The organism is Okeania sp. SIO2C2, assembly GCF_010692625.1.
Taxonomy (GTDB): Bacteria; Cyanobacteriota; Cyanobacteriia; order Cyanobacteriales; family Microcoleaceae; genus Okeania; species Okeania hirsuta.
In genome coordinates this window covers 50132-70309 of the sequence record NZ_JAAHGM010000005.1, presented here as the reverse complement: position 1 = coordinate 70309, position 20178 = coordinate 50132, and the positions used below count along the sequence as shown (strand labels likewise).

General features: G+C 37.0%; 15 protein-coding genes. 4 read left to right on the top strand and 11 right to left on the bottom strand.

The features are described from left to right. Nucleotides 1-4: 4 nt before the first annotated feature. The gene (locus F6K18_RS05025) at nucleotides 5-376 is read left to right on the top strand and encodes a hypothetical protein (RefSeq protein ID WP_287519245.1); all 372 of its coding nucleotides are present in this window, start codon (nucleotides 5-7) and stop codon (nucleotides 374-376) included. A gap of 219 nt (nucleotides 377-595) precedes the next feature. On the opposite strand, the gene F6K18_RS05020 is transcribed toward F6K18_RS05025, so the two are convergent. Beyond that, nucleotides 596-2644, bottom strand: a complete 2049-nt coding sequence (locus F6K18_RS05020; RefSeq protein ID WP_287519243.1) for a hypothetical protein — start codon at nucleotides 2642-2644, stop codon at nucleotides 596-598. Between the two features lie 546 nt (nucleotides 2645-3190). On the opposite strand from F6K18_RS05020, the gene F6K18_RS05015 reads away from it, so the two are divergent. Both F6K18_RS05015 and F6K18_RS05010 read left to right on the top strand, forming a co-directional pair. Next, entirely contained in the window at nucleotides 3191-6001 is a 2811-nt protein-coding gene (locus tag F6K18_RS05015) for a phospholipid carrier-dependent glycosyltransferase (protein ID WP_287519242.1), read from the top strand. A 358-nt stretch (nucleotides 6002-6359) separates the two neighbouring features. After that, nucleotides 6360-6599, top strand: a complete 240-nt coding sequence (locus F6K18_RS05010) for a photosystem II protein, Psb35-related (RefSeq protein WP_287519238.1) — start codon at nucleotides 6360-6362, stop codon at nucleotides 6597-6599. Between the two features lie 474 nt (nucleotides 6600-7073). Here F6K18_RS05010 and F6K18_RS05005 read toward each other — a convergent pair whose 3' ends face one another. The 5 genes from F6K18_RS05005 to tmk form a co-directional block, all read right to left on the bottom strand. Further along, complete coding sequence (locus F6K18_RS05005) at nucleotides 7074-8075, bottom strand: DNA polymerase III subunit delta' (RefSeq protein WP_287519236.1); 1002 nt, start codon at nucleotides 8073-8075, stop codon at nucleotides 7074-7076. 394 nt (nucleotides 8076-8469) lie between these two features. Next, nucleotides 8470-8661, bottom strand: a complete 192-nt coding sequence (locus F6K18_RS05000; RefSeq protein WP_287519234.1) for a hypothetical protein — start codon at nucleotides 8659-8661, stop codon at nucleotides 8470-8472. A gap of 14 nt (nucleotides 8662-8675) precedes the next feature. Then, nucleotides 8676-10151, bottom strand: a complete 1476-nt coding sequence (locus F6K18_RS04995) for a family 10 glycosylhydrolase (protein ID WP_287519232.1) — start codon at nucleotides 10149-10151, stop codon at nucleotides 8676-8678. A gap of 832 nt (nucleotides 10152-10983) precedes the next feature. Beyond that, on the bottom strand, nucleotides 10984-11544 hold the full coding sequence (locus F6K18_RS04990) for a glutathione S-transferase family protein (protein WP_287519230.1): 561 nt from the start codon (nucleotides 11542-11544) through the stop codon (nucleotides 10984-10986). A 245-nt stretch (nucleotides 11545-11789) separates the two neighbouring features. Continuing rightward, a complete protein-coding gene (gene tmk / locus F6K18_RS04985; RefSeq protein WP_287519229.1) occupies nucleotides 11790-12512 on the bottom strand; it encodes a dTMP kinase in 723 nt (240 codons plus the stop codon). Between the two features lie 543 nt (nucleotides 12513-13055). Here tmk and F6K18_RS04980 point away from each other — a divergent pair. Further along, entirely contained in the window at nucleotides 13056-13394 is a 339-nt protein-coding gene (locus F6K18_RS04980) for a hypothetical protein (RefSeq protein ID WP_287519227.1), read from the top strand. A 527-nt stretch (nucleotides 13395-13921) separates the two neighbouring features. Here F6K18_RS04980 and F6K18_RS04975 read toward each other — a convergent pair. The 5 genes from F6K18_RS04975 to F6K18_RS04955 all read right to left on the bottom strand — a co-directional run bounded on the left by F6K18_RS04975 (nucleotide 13922) and on the right by F6K18_RS04955 (nucleotide 20177). Further along, on the bottom strand, nucleotides 13922-14056 hold the full coding sequence (locus F6K18_RS04975) for a hypothetical protein (protein ID WP_287519226.1): 135 nt from the start codon (nucleotides 14054-14056) through the stop codon (nucleotides 13922-13924). A gap of 11 nt (nucleotides 14057-14067) precedes the next feature. Next, nucleotides 14068-16398 carry a heavy metal translocating P-type ATPase gene (locus F6K18_RS04970; RefSeq protein ID WP_287519224.1) on the bottom strand — a complete coding sequence of 777 codons (2331 nt, stop codon included), beginning with the start codon at nucleotides 16396-16398 and terminating at the stop codon, nucleotides 14068-14070. Between the two features lie 571 nt (nucleotides 16399-16969). After that, a complete protein-coding gene (locus tag F6K18_RS04965) occupies nucleotides 16970-17596 on the bottom strand; it encodes a Uma2 family endonuclease (RefSeq protein ID WP_287519221.1) in 627 nt (208 codons plus the stop codon). Nucleotides 17597-18839: 1243 nt separating this feature from the next. Beyond that, the gene (locus tag F6K18_RS04960) at nucleotides 18840-19616 is read right to left on the bottom strand and encodes an RDD family protein (protein ID WP_287519218.1); all 777 of its coding nucleotides are present in this window, start codon (nucleotides 19614-19616) and stop codon (nucleotides 18840-18842) included. A gap of 48 nt (nucleotides 19617-19664) precedes the next feature. Then, nucleotides 19665-20177, bottom strand: a complete 513-nt coding sequence (locus F6K18_RS04955) for a hypothetical protein (RefSeq protein ID WP_287519215.1) — start codon at nucleotides 20175-20177, stop codon at nucleotides 19665-19667. Nucleotide 20178 lies beyond the last annotated feature (1 nt).

Here is a 20178-nt window from a genome sequence, read left to right as displayed (position 1 = left end):
ATTTATGAATGATAAATTTGTTAACTCTATTACTGTAACGATAGTAGTTGCACTCATCAGTATTACTGTGTTTATACTACCAGCCCCATTAGCGAAGGCTTGCAATATGTTTGTTGTATCTTTTATAAGTATTGGTTCTGGTATTGATCGAGATACAGCCCAGAAATTTGAAAACTTTCTGAGTACAAAATATCCAGATATTAGCTATGAAGCCAACCCAGCCGGATACGAAGGGGAACGTGATTATTGTTTTGATTTGAGTAATTTACCAGAAGAGCAACAAGCTGCTTTTCGAAAAGAGTCTAGACAAATACTGCAAAAATCAAAGCTAGTGCAAATTTCTGAACAAGAGAACTGCCCGAAAAAACTCGAATAACGGGACTTCTACAAAAAATGAGTCAAAAATGGCTTTAAACCCATATGGGAAAAAGGTTTGAACTCGAGTGAACATCAATCCAGCAATACTTGTGGTTCCAACCCTTTCCTCTTTAACTTACCTGAACAACTTTTCAGCCCCTTTTTTGGCTAGAAAATGTCTAAGTCCCAATAATCTAAACAGTCACAGCCGATAGGCTCAGAGATTACAAAGCAGCTCTTAACTCTTCAAAGACTTCAGCTTGGATTCAATCTCTTGCTTGACTTGAGTAGGTAGTTTGACACCCCGTTTATCCATGACCTGAAGCACATTTTCTTCAATAGCAGCCGCTGTTTTATTATCCTGTTTGTCTGCTAGCTCTTGACTGAGTTGGTCAGAAATCTGCTTAAAGCCAATATTACCCAGAGTATTAGCAGTTTCAGTTCCTTTTTCCACCAGGACTTTTTGAAGCTCTTGGCTAGCCTCTTCTAGTTTGGCATCTTGAACTTTTACTTGCGGTTGACCATTGCTGAAATCCATAGTTTTGAATTTTTTTAACTTAGGTACTGCTAGGGCAACTTGGGCGTGGGGGACGGCACTGGCTTGAGGGAAACGCTCAGTCAATTCTTGAAGAGTATCGTTACCCGATCCCAGAATCCGACTACCTTGGAAAGCGAGAATCCGACCAACATCATCGTTAAAGACATCTTGGGCTAACTTTTCTTCTTCTCTCCTTCTTTGCAGATCGGGTCGGAGGACAATTAATGAAAAGGAAGAGGAGACGATTTCTTTACCCTCATCATCTTCTCGCTCGACTGACAAGGCGACAGTAATTTCGTAAGCCCCAGGGTCGGCAATATACCATCCTAAAGAACCAGCCGAGAGGAAAAGATTACTGTACAACGATTCTCCGGGCTGGAGAATAATTTTTTCATCAGTGAAACAAAGCTGAGAATAACTGCGATATTGCTTAGTCTCAGACTGATTGCGAGTGATGTTAACGGTCATGTGACCAATATCTTTCAGAATTGACTTCTCTACTGAGCGGGGTTGATGACTAATATTCTTTAATTTCAGCTCTAAGACAACTGGTTCCATAAACTGGAACACAGGGCGTTGTTTATTGACACGGAGGTCTAGCTGAAGGGTTGCTTGCTCTAGATCTTGACCGCTGAGTTCCTGCATCAATTCCATCGTCGATGCCTTTTCAGCGTGACTGGCGCCGAAAGCAGCTGCTCCCATATTGATAAAAGCTTCAGGAGCGTGACGAAAAAAGAGCAATTCTTGGTCGCTAAACCTGAAGCCAAAATCCCGCCAGTAAGCCTCTTCGCCCCCTGCAACTCGATAAGGATAGTTCATAAAGCTTCCTGCATTTGGCTCATTAACTACTGAACTATGCCATCCTGGATATCCAGGCAATTGTTTTTGCCAGGAATGAAGCAAGTTGAAGGCATGACCGATTTCGTGAATCATAGTCCGAAAATGGTGACGCTTGATAATTGCATCACGGTTAGCAGTACCGGGAGGATAAAAGTCCTCAATGGATTTACTAAAGATAGCAGTACCACTGCGTTGATGAGCACCAATAGTATCAAACATGATGCCAAAGGTGACGAAGCCTGGATCGTTTTCATATTCTTTGGCAAAAAAGACCCACATTGCCCAAGGATCGCCTTCACTCCGCGACCAGTTGGCGATCATCGCATCATGTAGTTCTTGGTCGTTCCAGCCTGCATTTGCACCTGCCTCAGTGCCAGAAACGGCGTTAACTGCACTAGAACGGGTTATTTCGATGCCAGCCCTGCCATAGATTTTTTCTAGCGTCAACTCTTCCGCAGCCACCCCAGCGGGACGAGGTAATGAGCTAGTATCATAGGTTAGCCACCGCTCTACGCCTTGTTCGTAATCTAATTCTAATTGAGTCTGGCGGAAATCATTAGATGTCTGTGGGATAGTACCCCACCATAGATTTGTCCCATCTTTTTTGAAGTAAAATTTCAGGGATTTTCCCGAACCGCTAGAAATATATTCAACGGCTAATTTATTGGGTTTAATACCTCCGATCACAATTGTATTTGCCTTATCGTGTCGATACCAAATGTCACCTTCCCACTTGTCAGTTCCTGCTGATTGCATGCGGGCAATCCAGAGACCTGGTAACTGATTGGTCAGAGTTAGACTGAATTCCATCTGTGGATAAGTCCCGTCCACATCCAGGCGTGCCTCAAAGTTATATCCAGAAACCGTCCCTTTATATAAACCACTTACTACTCGATTTCCTATTGGCATAGTGTTATACCTTTAGATAAAAATTAAGTTTAACATAAAGTATTTGAACAGAAGTTTCGGCATCGGTGTAAAATTTTGTAAACACACCAAAAATCTATTTTGAACAGAAGTTTCGGCATCGGTGTAAAATTTTGTAAACACACCAAAAATCTATGTGGCATAGTAATTAGCATTATTTTGACTTTTGTTAACACAGAGCTGTTTATATATGTCCGATTTTTCAGGTATCTCCTCTTCTCTTCCTCCCCATGAAGCCTTACGGTAGTAGCTCAGTAGGGTGCGTTAGGCGCTTACTGCAAACTACAGTTAAACTGTCAAATATTACGTTGCGCCGTAACGCACCGCCAAGTTGTACCGTGCTGCAGTTTGTGGTAGACTGAAAAATATTCAATGGTGCGTTACGACGGATTGTTAAATCCCTTTCAGAGTATAAATTTAAGCCGTCTAACGCACCCTACTAGACCTATAAGAAACCGGGTTTATCTGAGGTAAATGTTAGTATGTTGAGGCATTAAATATAAACCCGGTTTCTGTTTCTATCCCTATATGACTATCCAAGAAAAAAAACAACCCAAAATTAATCATATCCTCACCTTAATTATCCTATGCTTATTGGAAGCGGTGAGCGATCGCCTCTGGTTTGCTGTCGATCAGTCTGTACCTGCTTGGGATCAAGCTGACTATCTCACGGGTTCCCTGACTTACTGGCGTGCTTTTCAAAATGTGCAACTGTTTTCTGGGGAATGGTGGAAGAATTTTTGGGCACTTTCGCCAAAGGTTCCGCCGTTGACTTATATTCTTACTGTTCCATTTCAAGTTATTTTTGGTAGGGGTGCTGACCAAGCAACTTTAGTACATCTATTTTTTAGTGCTATTTTACTTACTTCAGTTTATTGTTTAGGCAAAAAATTATTTAATCAAAAAGTTGGTTTTTGGGCAGCAGTTTTATGTATATTATTTCCAGGGTTATATAGATATCGTTTACAGTATTTGCTCGACTATCCTCTCACGGCAATGGTAACTTTAAGTTTCTGTTGTTTAACGTTTTGGTATTGGGATAGGGAACAGGGAATAGGGAATAGGGAACAGAGAGGAGGCAACAGGCAACAGGCAACAGGCAACAGGCAGCATAAAACGGGAAAAATTGACCAAGAAAATTTTAATTTTAATTCAGAAAAAACGTCTATTTTTGATGAATTGCCGTCAAAAATATCTGCTATAGGGAACAGGGAACAGGGAATTGGAAAAATTGACCAAGAAAATTTTAATTTTAATTCAGAAAAAACGTCTATTTTTGATGAATTGCCGTCAAAAATATCTGCTATAAAAAATAATTTACTTATATCTTTAAATCTAAAAACTTGGCTTTGGGCGATTGCTTTTAGTTTGGCTTTTGGTGCGGCAATTTTAGTTAAACAAACAACCATATTTTTTCTATTCATTCCATTACTTTGGGTAGGGATAAATATTCTCAGAAAACGGCAGTGGCAAAAGTTAATTCAACTACTTTTTTCTCTGTGTTTATCTGTAGCAATTTTTTACCCTTGGGCGAGAACAAATTGGCTATTAATGTTAACTGCTGGTAAGCGGGCAACTGTTGATTCTGCTATAGCTGAAGGCGACCCTAATTTATTAAGTTTGGATGCTTGGCTTTATTATTGGAAACTGCTGCCTTATCATATTTCTTTGCCTCTGTTAATTATTCCTATTGGCGGATTATTTTTTTACCTAATTCGGTCGTTCAAAAAACAGGATAAATTCTCATCAAATTACCTTCACTCTTGCCGATGGTTAGCTATTTTTTTAATTGGCGGTTATCTCATTTGCTCTCTCAATATCAATAAAGATTTCCGCTACACTTTGCCATTATTGCCAGTTTTATCAATTTTATTAGCCTTTGGTTTAATGCAGTTTCCGAGAAAAGTAGGAAAACAAATTCGCTGGTTTACTATTGGTTTAGCTATTATTTTAATGATATTAAATCTCTGGCCTATAGGTGGAATTTTCTTCAGAAACATTTCTGCTTGGTTGAGTCCTGGCGGTGTTTATTATGCACATTTAGGTAAAGAATGGCCTCATCAAAAAGTAATTGCTGAAATTGTCAAAACTGACCCCTATTTAAGGTCAACTTTAGGAGTTTTACCCTCCACTCCAGAAATTAATCAACATAACTTAAATTATTACGGTGCTTTGCAAAATTTACAGGTTTACGGTAGACAAGTAGGAACTAATTTAAAACAAGTACCTCAAGATGTGCGATCGCTTTCTTGGTTTGTCACAAAAACTAATGACCAAGGTTCGGTTAAAAGAATTAAAAAAGCTCAAGCTGCTATTGTTAATACCATCGAACAAAACCCTAATTTTCAACTACAAAAAAGTTGGCAGTTGCCAGATAATAGCAACTTAAATCTTTATCATAATCAGTTTTTACCTGTAGAAGTTCATCCTCTGAATAAACCACAGGAAAAAGTCAAATTAGACTATGTGATTTTATCGCCAAAAATTCGACCGGGAGTGCCAATACCTATTACCTATAAATGGTCTGGTTCTTGGCAAGAATTACAGTCTGGTTTAGTGTTGTTAACTTATCGCCACGAAAATAGCGATCAAGCATTGTTTCAACCATTGGTTTCTGACAATAATGTGTCTAGTTTCATTCACGATCGCGCTATTGGAATGGGGAGTTTATACCCCGGTCTGTCTCCAGCAAATAAGTCTGAGGTTGGGTTTGAAATTATTGAAAGAATAGGAATGTTACCCCCTGCCAATATTTCATCGGGAAATTACATATTAGAAGCAACTTACCTTAACCGGAAAACTGGAGAAACTTATCCTATTCCCATACAACCCCCCGTGCGTGTCGAAGTGGACCCCCAGGCCGAAATATTACCAGCACCAGAATTAGATTTGGTGACACAGTTACGGATGTGGGGGCAAAAATTGCCTCTGGGAATAAAAGGTTTAGAAACTGTATTTGAGGAAGTGGGGCGAGTTAACCAGTACGATCCAGTTCAAGATTATACCAAACAAGCAGAAAAAACTTTGGCATATCGTTTGCAGCAAGACCCCAATAATTTAGAGTTGCTTTATGGGTTGAGTTTGGCCAGAGTTTTACAACAGGATGCAGATGGAGCGATCGCTGCTTTGACTAGAGTAACTGAGTTAGATTCCCAAAACCCCTTTGCCTATGCTTATTTAGCTTTTGTTTATCTATATAACTTAAATCCAGGGCCCGCAGAAATAGCCTTGAAGTCTGCTTTGGAGCTGGACCCCACTCAGCCAGAAATTAGAGCTTTAAATGGAGTTGCTGCTTTGATGCAAGGGAATGTATTTAAGGCGTGGCGTTATCTGAAATAGGGAGTGGGGGAGTGGGGGAGTAGGGGAGCGGGGGAGTAGGGAAGCGGGGGAGATTGAGAAATATTTGGCGATGGCGCTGAGATAGAACATTTTTTTATACCGAATTAAACGGACTTGATGTTATCTCAAATATCCAGGTAGAGAGTTCGGAAAAGTGGGAAAAACATTTCTCTATCTAAGCTTTAGCGTCAGTACTAAGTACTAATTACCTCATTCTTGACAATAAGTCAAGACTCAAGAAGTGTGGATTTCTATATTTTTTTACCCACAATACCGTAATTTATCCCAGCTTGACACTTACCGCAATAAATTGTTACATTTGTTTACATAAAGGTAAATAAATGTAAAGGAAAAAATTATGGTTATTTTAATCTCACTATTCGTTATCGGTTGGGTAGCTGCAGCAGTAATTGGAAGCCAAGCTTATTTATTGGGCGAACAAACTAAGCCTATCCACGAGCGCAACTGGAATTCTAAGTCTTTTGAAAATTTATCTGAATCTTTAACTGGCAATAGATTGGACTACAATCAGCGAATTCCGGCCTATAGTATGGACGCCTATGCTAGCCAGAACCTTGCTGATGGTTCAAATGTATAGGTATAGCAGAAGGAAGAAGGAAGAAGGAAGAAGGAAGAAGGAAAAATATTGCTTTGTCTAATTTTGAAGCTTTTGATCTGTCCTCACCTTTCCTTCAACTGCTGTAAAGATTGATAGTTTGATTTTTCGTTGACTCCTCTGTTTGAAACTTAACTGAACTATTTTCATCCCAAGTAGATATTCTGCTGGGGTGATTTTTTTTGATTCAGAGGCTGTTTTTAACGAAGTCAGAAGTCAAAATTCAGAAGTCATAATTCAGAAGTCAGAAGTTAACCCACCCCTACTGCTCCCAACCCACCCCTAACCCCTCCCAGGATGGGAAGTAGGCGATGCGTGAGCAACTCTCTAAAAATATTTGGCCTTAAAAGGCGGAGACCCAATTATTTTGATCAACAAAATGCGCAGCATAATGGTAAAGATATATATTTTTTAATTTCTTCCCACACTCCCCTGCTCCCCCACTCCCCCACTCCCCTACTTCCCTCCTGTCTCCTGACTCCTGACTCCTGACTCCTTCTTCAAAGAACACATAGCCATCAAAGTACATTCCCAAACTAATCTAGGTTGGACATAGGAGAGTAAATATTTTCTAGCTGCCTCCAGATGTTTGAGACATTCCACTTTGTCAAGCTGCTGTTGTGGTTTGGCCCAATAACTATGCTGTAGATAATCTATTAACCATAACTGCGCCTCTAGATCCAAATTTTTACTAATATCTCGCCCTACTTCTAGTGCTTGACGAATAGTCTTAATACCCTGAGTTACCGTTTCCAAAATATCCGCAGGAATTTCTTGTAGTTGTTGCCAAGCAGCGATCGCTTCTCCCGGACTACCTTGAGCCATCATCATTACCTCTGTATGTTTCAAAATTTCTTCATGGCCAGCTTTTTCTAATACGAGCTTCATATTCTCGTTGGCCAAACGATAAAAAGGAATACGCTGACATCGGGACACCAAGGTGGGTAATAATGAATCAACTCCCGGAACAATTAAAATTAAAGTTGCCCGTTTGCCTGGTTCTTCCAAAGTTTTCAACAAACCATTTGCGGCACTTTCTCTCATTGTTTCAGCTTGTTGCAAGACTACTACTGACCTTGCAGTTTCTAGGGGGGGACGGCCAAGAAATTCACTAATTTCCCGTACCTGTTCGAGACGAATTTGAGGTGGTGACTTGCGTTTGACTCCTGCTTCTGTTGCTTCTTTTGCTGAGAGTAGTTTTCCTTGGTGTAGATAGGTGGGTTCTACCCATAATAGGTCTGGATGGTTTCTTTTGTGAATGCGATTTTTTAGGGATGGGTTAGCGGGGGAGTGGTTATTGGAGAATAGGAGTTCTATAAAACATTGGGCAGTTAAACCCCTTCCTATTCCTGGGGTGCCTACAAATAAATAGGCAGGGGCAATACCTTGGCGAGTAACTGCTTGAGTTAATAATTCTATGGCTTGGTTTTGTCCGATAATTGAGGTAAGTGAAGTCAAAATTCAAAAGTCAAAAGTCAAAAGTTAGAATTTAAAAGTTAAAAGTTACAGCATATTTCGGGTAAATGATGTACAGGGTAAATGCTGAAAACATTGTAGTGCGGGCATCTTGCCCGCGATGGGTGTACCTCATAGAGTCGCAAAGTGCTGTAAAAGTTAAAAGTTAGAAGAATACGGAAGATGAGATTTTCATTCCTTACCTATAAGGTAATTCAAAAGTCAAAAGTCAAAAGTTAAAAGTTAAAAGTTAAAAGTTAGAAAAATACGGGAGATGAGATTTTCATCCCCTACCTACAACCTAAAAGAAGGAGTCAGGAGTCGTAGGGGCAATTTCCTACGGAATACTTTCCTACGGAATACTTCGTAAACGTAAACGCGTTTGCGGAGCATGACTTTAGGAAATTGCCCGTACAAGAGTCAGAATTAATAGACATCTCCAAAAATCAAAAATACAATCAATTCTTATCCATAAATTATCAATTATTCCCCTCCTGGGAGGGGGAGGGGCGAGGGGTGGGTTTCCTGTTCCCTGTTCCCTGTTCCCTGTTCCCTCTTTTCTGGGGATTTCTAATATGTTTAATACCATTTTTAAAATTCAATCTAAAAAGATGATTTAACTCTATTTGCTGCTTTTTCTGGTTCTCCAGAAAGTGGGAAAACTAACACGCTTTTAATATTAGAATTATTCACTAATTCCTCAAGGCGATGTAATTGTTTATCGGTAATACCAATACCGTCATATTGTTTCGCATAATTTAATTCTTCTTGAAAGTTATCTTCATTATAAGCTTGAATAAAGACTCGATCTACTAACCATTTTTCCCAGTCTGCAGCAAAATATTTTTTCGCCCAATAAGGGTTATGATGACTAAGATCAAAACTAACTGAATTGTTAGCTTTTTTCATTTCTGTTACCATCTGCTTGGTAAAACTTGTTAATTTCGCTGTACGGTCTACTTTTCCTGGCAATTCTGCATGATATCCTAGATAATCATCCCATTGAACGGCATCAATTGTTGGATATTTTTTGACAAATTCAACTAAAATATTTGTAAAAAAGTTAGCCACTTCTTCTACTTCTACATCCAAGACATAATGCTCAATTCCATCGTAGGTTTTATCCACTCCGGGAACTATCCATTTTTTAGCAATTGCTAAGTCAAAGATCGGACTATTTTTATCAATTTTAATGCCTTTCTCAAAGTAAGCATGAACTTCTATTCCTTGTTGATGTGCTTCATCAATTAACCAAACTAACCATTGTTCATTAAATTCGTTAGGACAGCTATTTGCTCCTAGTATTTGTTGCATAACTTCACTTTTATACATTGTACAACCATTTCCCCAAACTCCGTGAATTATGGCATTAAATCCTTGCTTTTTATAATAACGAACTCTTTCACGAATTGTTTTTTCATCCGCATTATTAGTTATATAATAACGACTTAAGTAAATTCCTCTAATTTCTTTTTTATCCCAAGGAGTTAAAACGTTATCGTTGAGAGAATTATTATTAGGCTTAACTGGATTAACAATCTTTTCTTCGGTAGGAATAGGTGATGGTGATTCTGTTTTAGGTAAATCTGGTGTATTTTTGACGGTTTCTGATGAAGATGATTGAGATGATTCGGTTGGAGTAGAGTCAGTTTCTTTTGATTTTAAAACAGTTTCTTTTTCAAGGGAATTATTATTAGGCTTAACTGGATTAACAATCTTTTTTTCGGTAGGAATAGATGATGGTGATTCTATTTTAGGTAAATCTGGTGTATTTTTGACGGTTTCTGATGAAGATGATTGAGATGATTCGGTTGGAGTAGAGTCAGTTTCTTTTGATTTTAAAACAGTTTCTTTTTCGGTTGATATATCTTCTGATTTTAAAGTGGGAATAGGTAGATTTGGAAATTTATCTTGGAGCAAAGAAACCACTGAATTATTAGATACGAATTTAGATAAATCGATCTGATTTCTCTGGATAAACCACCAGTAACTTCCAGCTAAAATCATCAAAAAAATTAGAATTTCTACCAAACAACCTGAATCAAAAAGACGAGAAGAATTATCCTTTTTTTTAGACATAGGTTCAATAATGGATAATGGATAATGGATAATGGATAATGGATAATTAGGGTTTGCTGAATAAAGTCTTTTTGCTAGGGTAGGAAACAGGAGACAGGAGACAGGAGAAATGGGAATTTAGAGGAAGTAGGAGTAAAAATTTTCCCAAGATTGTTCTGCCCAACTATGCGCCTAAAATACTAAATTTTTGAGCGTTTTAGACTGAAAAACAGGTACTTTTTTCGACCCAAAAAAGGCTAAAGTATTTATATGTCAATGCTTTTAGATTGAATCAGCAACCCCTAATTACTTCTTCCTTTTTAGGGAGAAGATTGAATAAAAGGAAAATTTTTTCTTCTCTTTGTCGATTATATATGGCAAGGAAACCTCGCCATCCTACCCTACGGGAAGCTCCGAAGATCGACCGCTTGTTTCTCCTTTAAAAGATAGGCTTTAAACCTTAATTATTCGGTAAAATTTTAATAAATTTTGATAAATTTTGATAAGATTTTTTGATTTAGTTAATCTCAATCTAATTTAATCCCCTGGAATAATTACGTTATTACTAAATACATACAGCTTCTGATTGAAAAATTTCGGAAATTTATATTTAACTTAATATGTAAGCATTCAGCTATTAGCATTCAGCGGTCAGCTTTTTAATCAAGGAATTGCTCTTTTAACTTCTACTACATTTTTAACTCATAAATTGAACCACTAGAACTAGAAGTCTGAGTTATTAACATAAGCAATTTTGTAGCAGGAAATATATTAGATATGACTTAAAAGCTGATAGCTGACTGCTGAATGCTTACCTTAATATAGAACGATAAAGGGTTTGATTTTTTACTCTTTATATCCAATTTTGGATTGCTGGAAATTGGGTTAAATCAAATCCTCCTTCATCAGCAACATGGGTATAAGCAAATAAACAAATATCAGCAATAGTATAAGTATTACCTACAAAAAATTGATGATTTTCTAAATGTTTTTCCATGACATTTAAAGCCGCATAACCTCCTACTTGTTTTTGCTTAATTTCTGCTTGATATTCTTCTGCTTTTCCTAAAATACTTATCCAATAACGAGAGGTGGCAATATAAGGTTCATGGCTATATTGTTCAAAGAATAACCATTGCATAACTTGAGCTTTTTCCCATTTATCGGTCGGTAAAAATTTTGTTCCTTCACTGAGATAAAAAAGAATTGCGTTAGATTCAGATAAATATTTTCCTGGTTCTATTTCTAAAGTAGGTATTTTGCCATTAGGATTTTTTTGTAAAAATTCTGGGGTACGACTTTCTCCTTTTGTAATATCAATTTCGATTCTTTCAAAAGGGATTTCTAACTGAGTTAAAAGTAAACGGATTTTATAGCAGTTACCAGAAGTAGAAAATTCGTATAGTTTCAACATATAGTAATTCTAATGATTGTGAAGTACAAAATTATTTTTTTTTAGGGAGTAGGGATTAACGAAGTCAGAAGTCAGAAGTTATTTTTGTAACGGGGATGCGTGAGCAACTCTCCAAAAAGATTTCGCCTTTATACCTCAGTAACTTGAGAAACGCTATTTGAATATAAATACTTAAAAAAAATCTCTTTCCCTTTATGAGTTTAATACCTAATTTTACAGCGGGTAAAAATGCGGTTAGTGGGAGATTAATCCATATTAACCATATTCTCCTGACTCCTGACTCCTGACTCCTGACTACTTCTTCCAACCCATTCTATTAATTTTTTCCTCATAATTTCTTGAATTTTTTCTTGAATTTTATCTGTGGTCAGATTAGCATCTATTCGTACTATCAAAGGATTACCTTTAGCTAATTCTTGATAGCCTTGTTGTACCCTTTTATGAAATTGAATATCTGCTTGTTCCATCCTATCAATTTTTCCCCGATTTTTAGCTCGAGTTAAACCAATTTCAACATCAATATCTAACCAAAAAGTTAAATCGCTTTTTAACCCTCCTGTAGCAATATAATTGAGTTTTTGAATTAATTCTAAATCTAAACCACGACCATATCCTTGATAAGCAAGAGTCGAGTCAGTAAAGCGATCGCACAATACTATAGCCCCCTTTTCTAAATAGGGTTTAATCAAGTTTTCAATATGTTGAGACCTATCTGCTGCATATAGTAACAATTCGGCTCTTTCTTGAATTTGCTCTCCAGATATATCTGTATTTAAGAGTAATTCTCGTAAAGCTTGACCTAATTTTGTTCCTCCTGGTTCTCGTGTGACAATTACTTCTAAATTTATCAACTTTGATAAAAGTTCCCTTGATTGTTTTTGTTCTAATAGCCAATTTCGTAAAAGTTGAATTTGAGTGGTTTTTCCACCTCCTTCTACACCTTCAAAGACAATGAATTTACCTATCATTTTGCATTTATTTAATCTATTTTTAACTGCTTTTTTATAATTTGCCAATGATTACTAATTTATTTATAGGAGCAATTTTATTTGAGTTGTGTTCTTCGACTTTTAGGGAAGAAGGAATGGCAGACATAGAAGTAATAAAATTCTTACTAATTATCTAGGGCTATTTCATTCTAAACTGTGCCATTTTATTTATTGACAAAACCAAGTTATTTCAAGCTTTAGTAAATTTATCTTTCACTGCTTGAAAATCAATAATGAAATAACCCTGCTAACTATCTAGGATTCCTATCAACCAAATTATCATGAATATTTGTACCTCATATACCAACGAATCTGCTGTATATTATCACCTATAGGGAGTATATAGAATATTAGTTTATATTTTATCTTTTTATTTTGGGTTGAATACCCCGCCGTCATCCGCAGTTTTTACAAGCTTGTTGGGGTTTGTAGACAGGAAGTGGTAGGTCGTTTGCTGTCCCAATCCACTTTTTCTTTCTTCCTTCTTCAATTCAAATAATTTTTCTATTATTGGAGTTTTTTATGGCTCGCTATACTGGTATATTTACTGTCGCTGTTGATGTAGAAAATCTACAGTTAATTTTGACAGATATTTTAAGTTCTTGTGGTTTTGAAGTTGTGTATATTCGAGGCAACTATTTAATGGCTATTGAAGTTCATGGTCAAGTTGTTTTCTCTCAACTTGTTACTATAGATATCAATTTTGACATTGCAACTAATACTGAAAAAATACGCATAAATATAGTGGCTAGAAATGAAGAAATTCCTTTAAAATCAGATAATCATTGCCGTCAAAAATTTGATTTGTTAAGTAAGTCGATAATAGAAAATCCTAATTGGGAATTTATTGGCAGCATTTAATGGAGGAGTCAGGAGTCATTTCAGTTATCAGTTAGCCTCCTATCGGAGGAGCTACGCTATCAGTTATCAGTTAGCCTCCTATCGGAGGAGCTACGCTATCAGTACCTCTAGTTAAAGTCAGAGGCTTGAAATATTGAACTTTATTTTTTTTCATCCCCTTGAAAGATGAGGCTATTAACCTTATTTTTTGGTCAGGAGTCAGGAGTCAGGAGTGAAGAAAGAAGAAGAAACAGGAAGAAAAGGAGAAAGTCTTTGACCGCTAATTATCCGGACATGATATAACCAGTGGGAGCATCTTGCTCCCGTTCTAAATATTCCTTATCTCCACTTACCATTACTATGCAAGACTACCAAAAAATGTTTCATCTGAGCGCCAGAGCGCAAACCTTCCTAAATTCTCTTCACTTCTGGGTAGTCCTGCATGGTCATTTCAGTTATCAGTTATCAGTTATCAGTACCTCCGACTAAAGTCAGTGGCTTAAAATACTGAATTGAATATTTTTTTCATCCCCTTAAAAGGGGAGACTTTAGACCTCATTTTTTGGTAATGGTGAGGATATATATTTTTTAATTTCTCCCACACTCCCCATCTCCCACACTCCCCATCTCCCACACTCCCCATCTCCCACACTCCCCATCTCCCACACTCCCCATCTCCCCATCTGACTCCTAATTATCTAAATGTTCTACGCAGCAATAAAGAGTTTGTCACAACACTCACGGAACTAAATGCCATAAAAGCACCCGCTGCAGCAGGGTTGAGGATAATACCAAAACTCGGTAACAACACCCCCGCAGCTACAGGAATACCCACAATATTATAGGCAAAAGCCCAAAATAAATTTTGACGAATTTTGTTGAAAGTAGTACGACTGAGTTTAATTGACTGCACCACATCCATCAATTTATCCTGCATCAACACAATATCAGCAGCTTCCACTGCCACGTCTGTACCAGCTTGCATCCCAATACCCACATTTGCTTGAGCTAGAGCAGGAGCATCATTAATACCATCTCCCACCATTGCCACTTTTCCAGCATTTGACTGCAAAGAAGCGATCGCTTCTGCTTTTCCAGATGGTGCCACTTCTGCCAAAATATCCTTTGAATTTATATTTAACTGTTGGCCAATAGTTTCGGCAACAGAAGAGCGATCGCCTGTTAATAACATCACTCTTAAACCCATACTTTGTAAGCATTGCACTGTTGCTTTAGCGTCATCCCGAAGCACATCACTCACTCCAATAACTCCAACTAAAATTCCATCCACAGCAATATAAACTGTGGTTTTGCCGTTTAAAGTGGGGATATTTTCAGCATTCACAACAATTTCATGGCTTTTCAACCATTCCAAATTTCCTACTAAAGCAGGTTTACCATCTACAACAGCAGATATTCCTAAACCAGCTTCGGTTTGAAATTCTGTTGCTGTGAGTAATGAGATATTCTCTTGTTGAGCTTTTTGTAAAATTGCTTTTGCCAAGGGATGACTCGCACCACTTTCTACCGTCGCTGCAATTTGTAATAACCATTGCGGTTTATCCCCGACAATATCTGTAACGGTGGGATGACCTGTGGTTAATGTTCCAGTTTTGTCAAAGACAATAGTATCTAATTCATGTACTTTTTCCAGCACATCCCCACCTTTAATTAATAAACCTCTTTCTGCACCGACACCCGAACCTACTAATATTGCTGTGGGTGTTGCTAAACCTAATGCACAAGGACAAGCAATAACTAAGACGGCGATGGTTAATTTCAAACTTAATAATAGTGGGGAAGTGGAAGTGGAATGTGCCATCATCATCCCTTCATGGTCGGTCATCTGCAACACATTCGGCCAGATATTAGTACCTGCTAAATACCAAAAGAGGAAGGTTGCGGAAGCTATAGTCATTACGCCGTAGGTAAAATAACCTGCCACGGTATCTGCCAAATTTTGAATGGGTGCTTTGCGGGTTTGAGCGGTTTCGACTAATTTAACTATTTGAGCTAATGTAGTTTCCGAACCTGTGTGAGTTGCCTGGATAACTATAGCGCCTGAGTTATTGATAGTTCCAGCAGTAACTTTAGCACCACATTCTTTTGTTACAGGTATGGACTCCCCAGTCAGCATCGACTCATCTATTGTTGTTTTGCCACTGTATATTTCCCCATCCACAGGAATTTTTTCTCCGGGTAATACTTGGAGATATTCTCCGACTTTGACTCGCGAAGCTGGAATTTCTACAGACTCAAAATTATTCTCCCCATTTGGTGGTGGGATTAAATGTGCGGTAGCAGGTTGGAGTGCTATTAATGACTGGAGGGTAGATGCTGCTCGATATCTTGCTTGTTGTTCGAGGGTTTTGCCAAGAAGGATGAAACCAAGGATCATTACTGGTTCGTCAAAAAAGCATTCCCAACCTAATTCGGGAAATAGTAGAGCAACAACACTGGCAATGTAAGCGGTCATGGCACCGAGACCAACTAGGGTGTTCATGTTGGGAGCATTTCGCCAGAGACTTTGAACACCGTCGATAATAATTTCGCGTCCTGGTAGTAATAAAGCTAAGGTTGCTAATGCTGCATGAAACCAAATATTGCTCACAATGGGAATTTCTAGACCAATGAGGTGACCCAAATGTCCGATACCTGAGAGAATAATCAGGAAGGCAGCGATCGCTATTCGTCTAATTTGTTGTTTAATTTCTTGGTTATGGCGCTCGGTTTGTTTTTTGGTTGCGTCTATTTCGGAGGTGTCGAGACGTGGTTGAGTAGGGAAACCGTTATTTGTGAGTTTTTCAGCGAGAGTGTTTGGGTCGATCGCTCCTGTTTCACATTGGACGGTTGCTACTTCGGTTGCTAGGTTGACTAGAGCGGAGATAACACCTGTTTGTTGGGTGAGTTGGCGTTCGACTGCTTTGACACATCCGGCGCATTTCATCCCAGTGACATCTAGGGTGATGGTTTCTGATGGAGAGCGATCGATATTTGTTGTTTCTGGTTTGGAGGCAAGTTGCATAAAATTTTCTCTACTAATTAAACTATTGAAGAAGAAGTTATTTCAGTTATCAGTTATCAGTATCTCCTATTAAGTAGGAGGCTTGAAATACTGAGTCAGGAGAATGGAGTTAGGGGAATTATATAAGGAGATAGTAGGAAGAATTGTCCCTTGATTTTTCTGCCCAACTCTTGACCAAAATCTTAATTTTTTGAACCATTAGCACCTAAAACCTCGCATTTTTTGATACTTAAAAAGGCACTTACCTCTATCTGTAAAGACTTTTAGATTTAATCAGCAAGCCCTAATATTAAGATGGGAAAAAGAACATAAAATGGATTTAAACTTGAGTAACCGAGTATTCAAATTTTTAATGTTAAATAACTTCCGTAAATTACTCTAACATCAAAGTTTTGAACTGATAAAATCTTATTTTTGACTTTTGACTTTTAATTAAGGATGAGATTTACCTGTTCAAAAAAGATTCATCCCTTGATTCAGCAATGCCCAAACTTTAAAGTTTTGAGCGGATAAAATCTTACTTTTGACTTTTGACTTTTGAATTTTGAATTTTAACTTCTGCGTAGCAGCACTACTGTCCGACTTGAAATATTTGTTCTGCAGTCAAATTGAGTTCTGGAAAAGTCGGGGAACTTACTACATCTTGACCTCTAAATAAATTAATTGCATATTCACTTTCCACTAAATTACAAACCGAAATAGTTGGTTGTTTGGGGTCTCCAATATATCGGCGACCTCCTAAACCTAAATAGTCAACTATCCAATATTCGTTTATTCCTAATCTTTCATATTCTGCAAGTTTTATTAAATAATCATCTTGCCAATTGGTACTTACTACTTCTATGGCTAATTTAATACTTTTACCTTGAGTAATAGTCGATCGCTTATTCCAGATTGGTTCATTTTCCATAGCATTATCATCCAATACCATTACATCAGGAATATAAGCCGATTTATCCGAATCTATAGCTTTAATTAGTCCCTGTCGAGGGATAAAAAAAGGTAAATTCAGGCGTTTAATTTCCACACCTAATTCCAAAGCTAGAAAACCAGCTACTTTTTCGTGAGTTCCAGTAGGTTGCACTTTAACAATTTCTCCATTATGTAGTTCAAATCGACCATAACCATCAGGATACCAGTCCCAAAACTCCTCTAAAGTCATTAACTTAATATCCGGTTTTTCTGCTGAAATAACCATCTTAAATACTCCTAATAATTTCAGTTATAAATCTATTTGGTCGTCAAGAAAAATTTACGGAGGAAAAGCAGCAAGAAAGTGAGATTATTTCTGTGGCTTGAACTTGCTTTTTTAAGTTATTTTCCAACAACTCTAATAGTAAGCGTTCAGCTGTCAGCTATTAATTTTGGGGAAGGTCATTTCAGTTAACAGTTATCAGTACCTCTGCAATAAGGAGGCTTGAAATATGGAATATGCTCTTTTTTTATCCCCTTAAAAAGCTATGCTTTATCAACATTTTTCTTAACATAAAATTTGACAACATAGACAAGTTATGCGTAAGTCTTTAAAAGGTTTTTGTCAGAGAAAAAGTGTATTAAAAAGTACATTTTTTTTTGATAACTTAAGTAGTTTTTCCTATCTACTATGATTCTTTCTCCTTTCTCCCCTGCTCCCCTACTTCCCACAAGGTTTTCAGGAGTTATTTATAAGGGATAGCTTAAAAGGGGAGGCTTTAGAGCAGAATTTTTCGGTAAAAATAATTGAGAAATTGAGACAGAATAAAAGTTACTGTTAAAGTCCCCTTCCTACACCTTAGAAGTAATGAATAATTACTAATTGCTGATAGCTGACTGCTGATAGCTGTTTGCTCCGCATTCCGCAGGAAATGCTTACCTCTAATATAGGAAAAAAAATAGCGATCGCTCCATAGTTAACTTAATTTTTTAACATTTTATTCAGGCAACTTTTATTTATTAATTCAAATCCAATTACAGCACTTCCCACTGCCCGTATATGTAGCGGGCAAGATGCCTACATCACAAGAGTTTTACTATTCACGCCATATAAATCAGAGACAACAGGCAGCAGGCAACAGGGAGAAATAATTGATAATTTCTGGATAAGAATTGATTTTATTTTTAATTTTTTGAGATGTCTAATTGTTAATTGTTAATTATTAATTGTTAATTAGGGCTTGCTAATTAAATATAAAAGTATTTACATATAAAGGTTTTAGCCTTTTTTGGGCCTTTAAAAAGTGCCTGGTTTTCAGCTCTTCACGCTCAAAAAGGAGGGTATTTTAGGCTCATAGTTGGGCAGAAAAATCACTCTTACAAAACTTAGCTCCTATCTCCTCGCTCATTCCCATTTCTCCTGTCTCCTGTCTCCTGTCTCCTGTCTCCTACCCCAGCAAAAAGACTTTTTTCAGCAAACCCTAATTATTCATTATTCATTATTAATTATTAATTATTGAATGCCTTCTTCATTTTTGCTGATAAGCTAAATAAACAGCTTCTAAAAATTCTGTAGCAGAAACTTTTTGTGGAGTTTGTGTCAATCCAATAATTTCTTTTGCTTGAGATGCTAATTTTTTACTCAACTCTATTTTTGCTTGTTTAGTCATTAACTTAGAACGTTGTAAATATTCTCGAATTACAGCAAAGTCTTCAGGCAATAATTGAGAAATATCTGCTTCTTCTAGTAAATATTTTGCCAATTTTTTTGCTGTTTGGGAAGTTGAAATTATATCGGCAACTGCCTTAATCTCTTGAATAACAATTGTACCTGCCATCCAGTCTCCTAAACGTTTTTCTTTTTTACTAAATAAGATTAATAACATTCCAATAAATAAAGTATCATCTACCGGACGGAATAAAGCTCTCAGAGTTGTTTGTTGTAATCTAACTGGTCTACCATCATCACGAATAACCCTAATTTTCACATAACGTTTTCCCGGTGTTTGCCCTTGCCAGATAGTTTCAAAAATTACAAAATATCCGACATAGATAATAAATAAAATTAATAACAGAATTGAACTTATCCACAATGATGCCTGCTTATTATTACCTCCAAAAGTTTTCCATATATCTAAAAATTGAATAGAAAAAAAGATGCCAAACATCAGGACAAAAAGTAAAATCAGACTCCAGATAATGTAATCAATTAATAAAGCATAAGCACGGTTGCCTACTCCGGCTAAATTAAAATCTAATTCCACACTCTCTGGAGTTTGTAGAGAGATTTGATTAAAAAATTTCATTGTTAATATTGATGAGATTTTCTGCTTACTTCTTTGCTGCTAATAAGATTAAATATTTTGTTTTCTTAACTGTAAATCTATACCTTCTCTACGAGTTCGGAGATCATAATAAATCACAGCTTTTATTGCTTGCCAAAATGGTAATATAAGTACATTGCTTAAAGAAAAAATGACATAAGAAAATACCAATAATAGCAGTAGAGAAGTTGGATTGTTTAGTTCAATATCTAGCATAACTCCTACAGGAACTAAGATTAGCCCCAAAGTCATACCAAATGGCAATATTAATATAGTTGCTATTATCAATATGTCAAAAACTATCTCCAAACTGGAATCAATTTTTGAGCCAGAAGATATAGGTGGTTTTAGTCTAAAAATTTCATAGAGTATTTTGAAAATATCATAGAATATTTCAGAATAAATATACAATATTACACCAACAGGTAATGCAACTAAAGTTGCTACTAGCAATATCACAAAAATCCGCCTTATATATCCTTTAGTTAATGCCCAACTGCGTCCTAAACTTCGAGTTGCAGTCATATTTTCTTCAACAACCAAA

What these genes read in the sequence shown, in the direction of transcription:
- F6K18_RS05025 (WP_287519245.1), top strand. Translation starts at nt 5, where the DNA reads ATGAATGATAAATTTGTTAACTCTATTACTGTAACGATAGTAGTTGCA.
- F6K18_RS05020 (WP_287519243.1), bottom strand. Translation starts at nt 2,644, where the DNA reads ATGCCAATAGGAAATCGAGTAGTAAGTGGTTTATATAAAGGGACGGTT.
- F6K18_RS05015 (WP_287519242.1), top strand. Translation starts at nt 3,191, where the DNA reads ATGACTATCCAAGAAAAAAAACAACCCAAAATTAATCATATCCTCACC.
- F6K18_RS05010 (WP_287519238.1), top strand. Translation starts at nt 6,360, where the DNA reads ATGGTTATTTTAATCTCACTATTCGTTATCGGTTGGGTAGCTGCAGCA.
- F6K18_RS05000 (WP_287519234.1), bottom strand. Translation starts at nt 8,661, where the DNA reads ATGGTATTAAACATATTAGAAATCCCCAGAAAAGAGGGAACAGGGAAC.
- F6K18_RS04995 (WP_287519232.1), bottom strand. Translation starts at nt 10,151, where the DNA reads ATGTCTAAAAAAAAGGATAATTCTTCTCGTCTTTTTGATTCAGGTTGT.
- F6K18_RS04990 (WP_287519230.1), bottom strand. Translation starts at nt 11,544, where the DNA reads ATGTTGAAACTATACGAATTTTCTACTTCTGGTAACTGCTATAAAATC.
- tmk (WP_287519229.1), bottom strand. Translation starts at nt 12,512, where the DNA reads ATGATAGGTAAATTCATTGTCTTTGAAGGTGTAGAAGGAGGTGGAAAA.
- F6K18_RS04980 (WP_287519227.1), top strand. Translation starts at nt 13,056, where the DNA reads ATGGCTCGCTATACTGGTATATTTACTGTCGCTGTTGATGTAGAAAAT.
- F6K18_RS04975 (WP_287519226.1), bottom strand. Translation starts at nt 14,056, where the DNA reads ATGGGGAGATGGGGAGTGTGGGAGATGGGGAGTGTGGGAGATGGGGAG.
- F6K18_RS04970 (WP_287519224.1), bottom strand. Translation starts at nt 16,398, where the DNA reads ATGCAACTTGCCTCCAAACCAGAAACAACAAATATCGATCGCTCTCCA.
- F6K18_RS04965 (WP_287519221.1), bottom strand. Translation starts at nt 17,596, where the DNA reads ATGGTTATTTCAGCAGAAAAACCGGATATTAAGTTAATGACTTTAGAG.
- F6K18_RS04960 (WP_287519218.1), bottom strand. Translation starts at nt 19,616, where the DNA reads ATGAAATTTTTTAATCAAATCTCTCTACAAACTCCAGAGAGTGTGGAA.